Genomic DNA, 11,366 nt, shown 5'->3' with positions numbered 1-11,366 from the left:
CGTTTGAGTTTATCATTACATTATCTTCTTACTTACTATATTTCAGCACCGTTGAAGCTTGATTAGTTTAATGGTATTAAGCTAGTGACGGAAGCCCCCCACAGCTATTAATAAACAATCTTGCATCTAATGAGGCTCTTATACTGAAAAAGAAAATATTACCTAAAGGTTAGTACAAAATTATTATTGTTTTTTCGACCATTTAATAATTAATTTAATAAATAGCATTAGGAGCGATACAAATAACCCTCCAGTAATGAGTAAAACTAGTATACTTACGAGAAAATCCATGATAATAACCCACCTTTCTCAGAAGCCATTTTTAGTTTTCGTTCAAAACATGGGCTAGAAAAAAGTTCTTAATACTAATTGTATTCGCTATAGGGTGAAAAACTCCTGTTAAATACATAATTCCCCCTGTAAGTCTGTTTCATCTAAGACTATCACTATTAATAAAATAACAATCGTTTATAGTAAAAATAGCTGGTATGACTCCGGTTTAATACGGAGTTCACACCAGCCCACTAGCTGTCTTAATTGTTATTCTGCTCTTGTATCTCTACATAGTCACCGTTACGATTACCCCGTTCATATTATCTCCTGTAATCATATACTCATGATCCACGGGTAACTCAATCTGCTGATTTTCTCCATATGGATAATATGTAATAAAGTACTCTTTCCCTTCAAAACTAGCATAAAGTTCTTTTTGATCTTTTACATAATCGAGATATTCTTCAAGTACGAAATCATGCTCGTACATTAAAGCACTATGAGGAAGCCCGACGTATCGGATGTGCCAGGGCTCATATTCGATGCCGGTAATGCTGGTTTTGTTCTCAGGATAACGTAAAATAAATCCGTGTTTCCATGCATTGTCTTCGATCCACTTTCCCTCAGAAGCATTCGCCATTAGGCCTTCGGTGGAACCCACGTCCATGGCCAGCCCAGAATTATGTTCACTGTAACCACCGGGAAGCGCATAATCTTCTCCCATTTCTTTAAAAAGAAGGGTTTGTGCTTCAATCCCTCGGTAGCCACTGGTAATGGTAAAGCTGTCCACACCGTCATGTTGGGCATCTTCTGCCATATCCATAAACTTTTGGCTGATGGATTGAGACAGTTGGATCTCCTGATCGAGCAGCTGCACACCCTTAAAGTCTTCTGGATGGAAGGTTTGAATATCGTTTTTCACACCTTCCTTTTCCACCGGGTAATTCTCATTGATTAAGACGAGATTACCTTTATGGATGTCGTCCTCTTGAATTGTTTTTACATCTGTATCTCCCGGAAAACCGCTTTTATCTTCTTCTATGACTATTTCGTTACTCATGAATGTAATCATAAATGCTGTGACTATACCCACTACTAATAGTATAATCAAACCTACCTTTTTCATTGGAATTCCTCCTTATCTTTCCTTCAATAAAAGAATAGGAGAAACTGTTTAAAAAAACTGTGGGTAAAAAATAAAGTTTTTCTTAAGTTTTTAACCGTTTTTAAAAGGCAGGCGGACTTCGAATTGCGTGCGAATTACACTGCTGTTAACAGAAATCGTACCATAGTGTTGTTCCACAATATTTTTAGCGATAAATAGGCCTAAGCCTGTGCTGTTTTCTTTATGGGTTCGTGAGGGGTCACCTTTATAAAACATTTCAAAAAGGTAAGGAATCTCCGTCTCAGGGATATGGTTCCCATAATTGATGATTTGGATGACAACATCATTTTCTTCTTGAAAGCCTTTTATATCTACGTAGAGACCATCGGCTCCATAGCGATTGGCATTAATGAGAAGGTTCTCAAATACTCTAGCCAATTGCTCACCGTCCCCTTTAATAAACAGATCGGGCTTCACGTCCAAGCGTACTTCCAATTGTTTTTTTTCAAAAACAGGATACATTTCTTCGTTTATTTGAAGCAAGAGTTCGCTCATATTAATGGCCTTCTTATTAAGTGGCAACATACCGTAATTCATTCGGGTGGTTTCAAACAACTCATCAATTAGTCGCTCCAGCCGCTGTGCCTTCGTATTGGAGATCCTTAAATAATGGTCTCTCTGCTCTGCTGTTAGCTGGGGATCCTTCAAAATTAAATCCAGGTACCCAAGTACAGAAGTAAGCGGTGTGCGTAAATCATGCGCTAAATTGACGATTAGCTGATCCTTACTACTTTCAGAAAAGTCACCCCGTTCTATAGCCTCTTCTAATTTTTGTCCGGCCATATTAATGTCCTTGGCGATTTCTTTGAATTCATCATTTGAAGAAATATCAATCCGGTGATTGAAATCCCCGCGTGCAAGTTGGCGAATACCGGAGGAGATTTCCTTAAAATAAACAGAATAAGGCTTGGTCAGGATAAAGAAAAAGAGTACAGCTAGGGGAATAAAGAAAATCAAGAAAAAGTTAATGTCCCCAATCCGATTGATCCAAAACCTTAGGTCCATAAGCGGATCTTCGTAATCGACAAAATTGTAGTAGTACCACCGTAGCGATAAAAAAATGAGGTAGGTAATAATGCCAGCAAACAGCATGCTTAGCCCAAACAGGAAAATCATTTTTGAACGAAAACTGTAAATAAATTTAACCATTGAATGAATACCCCACTCCCCAAACGGTTTTGATCCATTTATAGTTGTTCCTCTCTTCAGAAAGCTTCTTCCTTAATGTGCGGATATGCACCATGACTGTATTTGTGCCTTCAAAGTAATCCTGTGCCCACACATGCTTGAAAATATTTTCAACGCTAAACACTTTGTTTGGGTGGCTTGCTAGCAAATAAAGAATCTCAAATTCTTTTGGGGTTAAATCAATATCTTGATCGAATAAGCAAACCCTTCGTTGATCAGGAAGAATAATAAGTCCGCCAAAATCTAGCTTTTCTGATTCATTATTTGGCTGGTTAAGCTTCTTGTAGCGTCGCAGTTGCGCGTTGACACGAGCTGCTAATTCAATAGGATTAAAGGGTTTGGTCATGTAATCATCTGCGCCAATCACAAGTCCTTGTACTTTATCAAAGTCTGAGGTTTTTGCGCTTAAAAATATAATCGGCATATTATGTTTCTCACGAATGGAGCGTGTCACTTCATACCCGTCCATTTTCGGCATCATGATATCTAGAATCACAAGATCTATGGAATAGGAATCGATGGTGTCAAGCGCCTCTTGCCCATCTAAAGCTTTTAGGACACGATAGTTTTCTTTCTCCAGATGGATCGCAATTAAATCGGCAATTTCTATTTCATCGTCTGCGATAAGAATGGTCGCCTTCTCCATTTCGATGCCTCCCTGCATTTAACTTATTTATTATCACGTATAAACTATAGCATATATTTAAAAACTCCCTAAGAAGAAGTCAAAGCTTTTTAATTAATCAAGCTGTTTCGGAAAAATTTCTAAACGGACTACTTTTTCTTTTAGAGATGTCGTAACCCATTTCCTGAATCTCTGTGATAGAAATAACAAGTATCCTGCCTATTTTAAAGTTTTTTTGTAATATATTTCAAAATATATATGTGGTACAATTTAACTATAAGTTGTTCACTAATGAGTCAATAGTCTAATTTCAGTAAAATGGACAGGAAACTTCTGAGATACAATTTTTAAAAGAAAGTGTTTTAAGTTAAAAAATTGTCTAAATGCAATTTGTCTTGTACAACTTATAAATTGTAACTGTAAAACTAAATATAAAAGGAGAAAAGAATGGATACTTTATTTTTTATTTTATTTTTTATATCTATTTTAGCACTACTTATAGGACTAATTAAACCTAATATTGTTTTAAAGTGGATGCCTGTAGCCAAAAGAAACAGGAAACATGTGACTATGTACTTTGGTATCGCAACAATAGTGTTTCTCATTTTATTCGGAGTAACAACCCCGCCCACAAGTGATATCGCTGATAATAACAGTCAAACAGAGCAGGTGAAAGCCGAAGAGGCAGAGGCCGAGAAGCAAGAGGAGGAAGAAAAGGCTAAAGCAGAAGCTGAAAAGCAAGAGGAAGAAGAAAAGGCTAAAGCAGAAGCTGAAAAGCAAGAGGAAGAAGAAAAGGCTAAAGCAGAGGCTGAAAAGCAAGAGGAAGAAGAAAAGGCTAAAGCAGAAGCCGAAAAGCAAGAGGAAGAAGAAAAGGCTAAAGCAGAAGCCGAAAAGCAAGAGGAAGAAGAAAAGGCTAAAGCAGAAGCCGAAAAGCAAAAAAATAAAGAAACGATGTCACAGCAACAGGCTGTAAAAATGGCGGAAGATTACGTAGCATATACGGCATTTGCAAAAAGTGGCTTAATAGAACAGTTAGAATATGAAGGCTTTAATAATAAGGATGCTACTTATGCAGTAGAAAAAATTAATGTAAATTGGAAAGAACAAGCTGTAAAAATGGCGGAAGACTACTTGGATTATACTGCATTCTCAAAAAGTGGGTTAATAGAACAGCTAGAGTATGAAGGTTTCAGTAATGAAATTGCTACCTATGCAGCGAATGAAGTAGGTCTATAAACAAATCGCTTCATTAGATTTCCCAATAGAATTTGCCTCCAATTCAAAATGCATTTATGGAGTTCGGTTAAGAATTATTATTATCAACTCAAAACCCCCTTTTGGTAATCATAACCATAAAGGGGGTTTCTTCTCAAATTTTATTCACTTTTACTGGCCAGTTCCTTCTCAGGTAAAGTTTATCGCACTATGATGAATTATATTTTACCTTCTTTAACACAATTCTCTACTAACCTCATGAACTTCGCATCTCTTTTCGGAATGCGTATGAAAAGAGCAAGGAAATAAAAATGGCTCCTCCGATGATATTGCCAATACTTGCGGGGATTAGGTTTTGTAAGACATATTCGTGCCATACATACTTATCAGATGTAAAGAGGCCTAAACTGAAATACCCCATATTTGCTGCGCTGTGCTGAAAATTCCCAGCCACAAAAAGTATGACAGGTAAAGCTGTGCCCAAAATTTTACCGACCATATCTCTAGCCGCTGTGGTTAGAAAGGCAGCCATTCCTATAAGCCAATTTGCGAGAATACCAGACACAACTACTTGAAACCAGCCAATCCATCCATTCTCAGCAAATTTCATTTTATGAGATAGAAGGGTTTCTATCTCTTTCGTGAACTCAGGTGTCATGGAGTTTGAACTGATTACTAATAAAGCCACAAACAACGCACCAACAATGTTTCCGATATAGGCTACGACCCAGAATTTGACGTATTTATTTTTCTTCCAATAAGACTTTTGTAAATAAGATGTTGGCAAAAGTACATTTACTTCAGTAAACAAAACAGAACCTGATACAAATACCATTAGATACCCTGCTGTAAATCCAAGTCCCTGCAAAAGATAGGTAAGCCCTTTAGCATCAATACCGATAGCAAGCAACACTGAAAAAAAAGCTCCAAAGGTCATAAACGAACCAGCCTTTAAAGAAAGAATGAACTGGGAAGGCATATTTGTATCAAGGTGCTCTTTCCCTTTTTCGCTAAACGTCTCCATTACCTGAGACGGGAACAAATATTGCCTTTCTGGTTTCTCTTGCACCCTACTGGACTGGTTTGACGATTTATGATCACATTTATCACCCATATTATTCCTACTCCCCCTATTTGTTTTATTTCTATGTTGCGATTGGGTTAACTTTTTCAACCAATCCTTTACTAGATACCCTAATGGCGATATGTTCATACCACTTTTCACACCATGGCCCATGTCATTCGCCACCTCTTATAATAACAATCTTCTAATATCCCCTTGACATTTTGATCCGACAGCTGTAGTATATTGACTAATCAAAAAATTTCATATGATTTTTCTTATCCAGAGAGGTGGAGGGACTGGCCCATTGAAACCTCAGCAACAGACATTTGTACTGTGCTAATTCCAGAAGCGTTAAGCTTGGAGATAAGAAGAGAAAATTTTTACGTATCCAACCCTCTTCTTATTTGTTAAGAAGGGGGTTTTTTGTTGGTTACATAAAATAGATACGTTTATTACTAGTTTAGTTGAATTGCGTTTATAAAAAATAAAACGAAAGTAGGGATTTAACATGTCAATTACCTTAACGAAAGCACCTTTTAAAGCGGATCAAGTAGGAAGTTTATTACGACCGGAAAGCATTCATCAAGCAAGAAAGGAATTTAAAGAAGGAATAATTTCTGCCACACAATTGCGTGAGATCGAAACAAAGGAAATTAAGCGTATTGTTGATAAGCAGATTGAAATTGGCTTGAATGCGGTGACGGATGGCGAGTTTAGACGTAGATTCTGGCACACTGATTTCTTAGAGCATCTAAACGGGATAGAAGGATATATTCCAGACGTAGGCTATGTTTTTAATGGAAATGAGGAGACTGAAAGATATAATGTCCGAAATACAGGGAAGGTTTCCTTTAATCCCGATCACCCTTTCATTAAAGATTTCATTGAATTCAATGAAATCGTTGCTGGGCGTGCAGTTGCCAAACAAACAATCCCTAGCCCTAATCAACTCTTCAATCAAGGAATAATTAACGAAGAAATTTACCCTGACATTGATGAATATGCCAATGATGTTATTCAAACATACCGTGATGCATTACACGCTTTTTATGAAGCTGGGGTTCGCTATCTACAATTCGATGATGTTTATATTGCTGGTCTTTCTTCACCAGATATTCCGTTTAACGAAGGGAAATATTCAAGGGAAAAACTAATAAACCTGGCATTACGCGTTGTTAATGAGGTACTGGAAGGAAAACCAGACGATTTAGTCGTGACGACACACTTATGTCGTGGAAACTATCGATCCAATTGGGCATTCGAAGGGAGTTATGACTTAATCGCATCCACTTTGTTTGCGAAAGAGAAAGTGGATGGATTCTTCTTGGAATATGATGATGAGCGTTCCGGTGATTTCAAACCGCTAAAACATATCCCTGCTGGCGGAGCCCAGGTTATTCTTGGTGTGATCACATCGAAAAATGGGGAGCTAGAGGACAAAGAATCTATTAAAGCACGAATTAAAGAGGCATCTCAATATGTTCCGCTAGATCAACTATGCTTGAGCACACAATGTGGATTTGCATCAACCCACCATGGAAATAAATTAACCGAAGAAGATCAGTGGAATAAACTGAAATTTATTGTTGATATTGGGAAAGAGATTTGGGGATAAAATATCCAAGAAGAGGAATGTAATAATTCCTCTTCCTTTCCATTTATACTGAGTCCAGTAAGCACAAAGAGATATCGCGTTATTAAGGATCTTTTTCCTTGCTAAAAGTCCTTCATTTATTTGCTGAAAGGATCGATTACATGACAAAAAGACACATCGAGACACAATTGGTGCAGCTAGGTAATCATAGCGACCAAAAAACCGGTGCAGTAAACCCGCCAATTTATTTATCAACAGCTTACCAGCACCAAGGACTTAACTTGAGCACTGGATACGACTACACAAGGACAAAAAATCCAACTCGATCCATTCTTGAGGAAGGGATTGCAAACTTGGAAGCAGGAGATAGAGGGTATGCCTGCAGTTCGGGAATGGCTGCCATTCAACTAGTCTTATCCCTTTTCCGCTCAGGAGATGAGATTATTGCGCCAGAGGATCTATATGGAGGAACCTATCGTTTACTTCAGCATTATGCCGATACCTATCATATCCGAACTACTTACACGGCGTTTAACGACGTTAAAGAAACAGAACAAGTCATTACAGAGAATACCAAGGCATTATTTATCGAAACTCCAACAAACCCATTAATGCAGAAAATTGATATTCAAGAATATGCGACTCTTGCCAAGAAACACAACCTATTATTAATAGTAGATAATACGTTCTTAACTCCTTATCTCCAGCGTCCACTGGAATTGGGTGCCGACATTGTTATCCACAGTGCAACCAAATACATTGGTGGGCACAACGACGTACTAGCTGGCTTAGTTGTTGCAAACGGAAGTACGATTTGTGAAAAGTTGTCCGAGTTACATAATGCCTCTGGCGCTGTCTTATCTCCATTTGACTCATGGTTATTAATTAGAGGTTTAAAAACCCTTGCGTTAAGAATGAAACAACATGAGGAAAATGCCAAAAAAGTTGCTGCTTATTTGGCAAATGAACCAGTGGTAACGGATGTACTTTACCCTGGTTATGGGGGTATGCTTTCCTTTCGCCTAAAGGAAAGCATATGGATTGGAACGTTCTTGGAAAATCTGCAGTTAATCACCTTCGCCGAAAGTCTAGGCGGAATCGAAAGCTTTATAACCTACCCCGCCACACAAACTCACGCTGACATTCCAGTTGAAGAACGAACCCGTCGTGGCATTTGTGATCGCCTGTTACGATTTTCAGTGGGCATTGAAGAAGCGGAGGACATTATTGGCGATTTGGAGCAGGTGTTTTCGAGTCTAGAAAAAAGAAGATTAAATTAGAAACATAGAAGAAAAGACCTCTCAACAGTTCAGTGAACTAATGAGAGGTTTTCTTTAATAGTTTATTTTATCGGGTATCAAAAAGTGGAAGATAGTAAAATGTTAAACGAAAAAGTTGGAATAAATTAACCAAGCCACTTTGAAAGATTAGGCAGTGTAAGTGGGAGAATAATCCCTTCACCACGCAGTTCAGTTTACTCCTAGTTGTAGCAATTTATATCTTTCTGATGGACTAAGGAGATAATAATTTTTCGTTCAGTTGTTTAGATGTACAATATAAGTTTCTCAAGCTCAAACTTCATTTACGACCGCTCAATATTCACCACCAAATTATTAGTATCGTCCAGCTCTTCAACCACCCAATTCCCGGACAGCACCTGCTTTAAATCCACTAATTGCTCACTATTTAAATTTAGATTCCGAATTCCTGTTTCCGTCAATTCATAGTCCGTTTCTCTCTCTTTTCCAAATCGGAGCCGTAATAAATTTTTCAATCCATTAAACGTAACAAATTTCACCCGATAACCTTGTGAAAGGATCCTCTTAAATCCTTCCATATCTTTCTCAGCAAATTTAACCAGTTCCTGAAAATCAAAATTCCTATTGAGCTCCTGCCAGGCTTCGGTCTTTCCCTGCTCTATTTGGGTAAGAATTTCCTTATCGGATATGCCGTTACTTCTCAATGTTTCAATCATATAAGCATCCATTAATGAAATCTTATGTAACTCCAATCGTATTCCTCCTCTATTGATTGTTTTCTATAAAGTGAAACTACAATTAGTGGGGGATTCATTCATCCAGCCCTAATTGTTAGTTGATCGAATCGGGGTGTTAGCTTCCGTTTTCCTCCCACTTAAACATCATGGTTTCACTTCATGGTTGGAAGTGGGAGTCTTACGGACGGTTACTCCGGGATAAGTTGTTTCTTTTCGGTATTTAGTGGATAAAAACAAGAGACAAGATGACCATCGTTTGCATCCTTTGCTTCCAATAATGGAGTGTTTGTTTTACAATTTTCTTGCGCGAATGGACATCTAGTGTGAAAAACACAACCTGTTGGTGGGTTGGCTGGTGAGGGTAATTCACCACTTAATACAATTCGTTCGCGCATTCTTTCTTTCTCCGGATCTGGCAACGGAATAGCCGACAATAACGCATTGGTATATGGATGACGTGCATTATTGTAAAAAGATTCACTATCGGAGATTTCCATTACTTTCCCTAAATACATAACCCCAACTTTGTCTGCAGTATGCTTGATAACCGATAAATCATGGGCTATAAAAACATACGTCAAATTAAGCTCTTTTTGCAGATCTTCCAGCAAATTAATAACCTGTGCCTGTACAGAGACATCCAATGCACTAACTGGTTCATCCAAGATTAATAACTTCGGATTCAAAGCAATTGCACGAGCTATCCCAATTCGCTGCCGCTGACCACCAGAAAACTGGTGAGGTAATTTATGATAATCATCAGCTTTTAATCCGACAAGATCCATTAATTCCTTAACTCGACGCTCCAAATTATTGGTCATACGGTAGGCTTTTAATGGCGCGCCTATAATATCGCCTGCTTTCATTCTTGGGTTGAGACTTGTATATGGATCCTGATACACCATTTGAATATTCCGTCTGAGCTGATGCATCTCTTTATGAGAGTAATGAAGTATACTTTCACCTTCAAATAAAATATCTCCTGATGTAGGTTTTTGCAGTCCAACGATTGTTCGAGCAAGTGTACTCTTTCCACAACCTGACTCCCCTACGATTCCAAGGGTTTCCCCTTTATTAACTGATAAATTAACACCATTAACAGCCTTTACGTGTTTTTTCGTTTTTTGGAATACTCCACCTTTAATTGGAAAATGCATGTTCAAATCACGAATCTCAAGCAAGGCTTCTGACATCTTAGAGCACCTCTTCCCTATCTGCAGATTCAAGTCGCTGTTTCTCTGCCTCAAATTCCTGTTCTGTCAAGATACAAGCAACCCAATGCCCTTCTTTCCTTGGCATTAACTCGGGATCTATTTCCAGACATTTTTCTGTTGCAAAGGGGCATCTTGGATGAAAATTGCACCCTTTTGGTGGGGACACGAGATTTGGTGGCTGTCCTTCAATACTAATCAGTCGCTCATGTTCTACTCCGTCCAAACGTGGCAAGGAACGTAGCAGTGACCAAGTGTAAGGCATTGACGTACGATAGAATATATCGTTTACAGATCCCTTTTCCACAATTCGTCCGGAATACATAACTAATACCTTTTCAGCCATTTGTGAAATGACACCTAAGTCGTGACTAATGAGTATAATTGCTGTTCCGTACTTTTTTTGAATTCCCTTCATTAATTCTAATATTTGTGCTTGAATCGTTACATCTAGTGCAGTTGTAGGTTCATCTGCAATTAATAGTTTCGGATTACCAGCCAAGGCGATCGCAATTAACACCCGTTGCCTCATCCCGCCAGAGAAGTGGTGCGGATAATCATCCATTCGCCTTTCAGCATCAGGAATTCCCACATCTTTTAACAATTCAATAGCCAGGGCTTTTGCATCCTTACGCGACATTTTTTGATGGGTCAAAATGGCCTCTACCAGCTGTGCACCAACTTTAAAAACTGGATTTAGGCTGGACATCGGGTCCTGAAATATCATCCCAATTTCATTTCCGCGAATCTTACGGAGCTGCTTTTCTGAAAGCTTTAGAAGATTGCTTCCTTCAAACAAAATTTCACCTTCAGGGTAAAAAGTAGGTGGATTTGGGTTCAGCTGCATGATGGAATTTGCTAACACACTTTTTCCGCTTCCAGATTCACCAACGATTCCGAGGGTTTCGCCAGCCCTCACCGTAAAGGAAACTCCATCTACCGCCTGGACAATTCCCTCGTTGGTGTCAATCTGTGTTTTAAGGTTTTTTACCTCCAGCACTGTCTACTCCTCCTTTTATTTAAAAGTAAAATC

Annotated in this window: 10 protein-coding genes and 1 riboswitch; of the genes, 3 read left to right on the top strand and 7 right to left on the bottom strand. The window is 38.4% G+C overall.

The genetic code is table 11. The features are described from left to right. Positions 1-559: 559 nt before the first annotated feature. The 3 genes from K3T81_RS18920 to K3T81_RS18910 form a co-directional block, all read right to left on the bottom strand. Positions 560-1,399: a M15 family metallopeptidase gene (locus K3T81_RS18920; RefSeq protein WP_238022164.1), complete on the bottom strand. Its 840-nt coding sequence runs from the start codon at positions 1,397-1,399 to the stop codon at positions 560-562. Positions 1,400-1,489: 90 nt separating this feature from the next. After that, complete coding sequence (locus K3T81_RS18915) at positions 1,490-2,587, bottom strand: sensor histidine kinase (protein ID WP_238022163.1); 1,098 nt, start codon at positions 2,585-2,587, stop codon at positions 1,490-1,492. Beyond that, positions 2,580-3,272, bottom strand: coding sequence for a response regulator transcription factor (locus K3T81_RS18910; RefSeq protein ID WP_238022162.1), 693 nt, complete (start codon positions 3,270-3,272; stop codon positions 2,580-2,582). The genes K3T81_RS18915 and K3T81_RS18910 overlap by 8 nt, the downstream gene beginning before the upstream one ends. A gap of 426 nt (positions 3,273-3,698) precedes the next feature. On the opposite strand from K3T81_RS18910, the gene K3T81_RS18905 reads away from it, so the two are divergent. Then, positions 3,699-4,487, top strand: a complete 789-nt coding sequence (locus tag K3T81_RS18905) for an Ltp family lipoprotein (RefSeq protein ID WP_238022161.1) — start codon at positions 3,699-3,701, stop codon at positions 4,485-4,487. 235 nt (positions 4,488-4,722) lie between these two features. Here the strand turns inward: K3T81_RS18905 and K3T81_RS18900 are convergent, their stop codons facing one another. Next, the gene (locus K3T81_RS18900; RefSeq protein ID WP_338044688.1) at positions 4,723-5,703 is read right to left on the bottom strand and encodes a formate/nitrite transporter family protein; all 981 of its coding nucleotides are present in this window, start codon (positions 5,701-5,703) and stop codon (positions 4,723-4,725) included. Between the two features lie 101 nt (positions 5,704-5,804). Further along, positions 5,805-5,902: riboswitch (SAM riboswitch) on the top strand. A 138-nt stretch (positions 5,903-6,040) separates the two neighbouring features. On the opposite strand from K3T81_RS18900, the gene K3T81_RS18895 reads away from it, so the two are divergent. Both K3T81_RS18895 and K3T81_RS18890 read left to right on the top strand, forming a co-directional pair. Beyond that, the gene (locus K3T81_RS18895; protein WP_238022160.1) at positions 6,041-7,147 is read left to right on the top strand and encodes a 5-methyltetrahydropteroyltriglutamate--homocysteine S-methyltransferase; all 1,107 of its coding nucleotides are present in this window, start codon (positions 6,041-6,043) and stop codon (positions 7,145-7,147) included. A gap of 140 nt (positions 7,148-7,287) precedes the next feature. Then, positions 7,288-8,406, top strand: a complete 1,119-nt coding sequence (locus K3T81_RS18890) for a methionine biosynthesis PLP-dependent protein (RefSeq protein ID WP_238022159.1) — start codon at positions 7,288-7,290, stop codon at positions 8,404-8,406. 302 nt (positions 8,407-8,708) lie between these two features. Here the strand turns inward: K3T81_RS18890 and K3T81_RS18885 are convergent, their stop codons facing one another. The 3 genes from K3T81_RS18885 to K3T81_RS18875 form a co-directional block, all read right to left on the bottom strand. After that, the gene (locus K3T81_RS18885) at positions 8,709-9,137 is read right to left on the bottom strand and encodes a hypothetical protein (RefSeq protein WP_238022158.1); all 429 of its coding nucleotides are present in this window, start codon (positions 9,135-9,137) and stop codon (positions 8,709-8,711) included. Between the two features lie 173 nt (positions 9,138-9,310). Further along, entirely contained in the window at positions 9,311-10,315 is a 1,005-nt protein-coding gene (locus K3T81_RS18880) for an ABC transporter ATP-binding protein (RefSeq protein ID WP_238022157.1), read from the bottom strand. Position 10,316: 1 nt separating this feature from the next. Next, on the bottom strand, positions 10,317-11,333 hold the full coding sequence (locus K3T81_RS18875) for an ABC transporter ATP-binding protein (RefSeq protein ID WP_238022156.1): 1,017 nt from the start codon (positions 11,331-11,333) through the stop codon (positions 10,317-10,319). Positions 11,334-11,366: the final 33 nt, after the last annotated feature.

The sequence above is a fragment of the Oceanobacillus jordanicus genome (assembly GCF_022095695.1).
Lineage (GTDB): Bacteria > Bacillota > Bacilli > Bacillales > Amphibacillaceae > Oceanobacillus_B > Oceanobacillus_B jordanicus.
Note: the sequence above shows the minus strand (reverse complement) of the source record. Positions and strands in the feature narration are given on the sequence as shown.

Excerpts from the sequence above, each read along its gene's own strand:
- K3T81_RS18900 (WP_338044688.1), bottom strand. The coding sequence starts at position 5,703 with ATGGGCCATGGTGTGAAAAGTGGTATGAACATATCGCCATTAGGGTAT.
- K3T81_RS18910 (WP_238022162.1), bottom strand. The coding sequence starts at position 3,272 with ATGGAGAAGGCGACCATTCTTATCGCAGACGATGAAATAGAAATTGCC.
- K3T81_RS18890 (WP_238022159.1), top strand. The coding sequence starts at position 7,288 with ATGACAAAAAGACACATCGAGACACAATTGGTGCAGCTAGGTAATCAT.
- K3T81_RS18915 (WP_238022163.1), bottom strand. The coding sequence starts at position 2,587 with ATGGTTAAATTTATTTACAGTTTTCGTTCAAAAATGATTTTCCTGTTT.
- K3T81_RS18880 (WP_238022157.1), bottom strand. The coding sequence starts at position 10,315 with ATGTCAGAAGCCTTGCTTGAGATTCGTGATTTGAACATGCATTTTCCA.
- K3T81_RS18895 (WP_238022160.1), top strand. The coding sequence starts at position 6,041 with ATGTCAATTACCTTAACGAAAGCACCTTTTAAAGCGGATCAAGTAGGA.
- K3T81_RS18920 (WP_238022164.1), bottom strand. The coding sequence starts at position 1,399 with ATGAAAAAGGTAGGTTTGATTATACTATTAGTAGTGGGTATAGTCACA.
- K3T81_RS18905 (WP_238022161.1), top strand. The coding sequence starts at position 3,699 with ATGGATACTTTATTTTTTATTTTATTTTTTATATCTATTTTAGCACTA.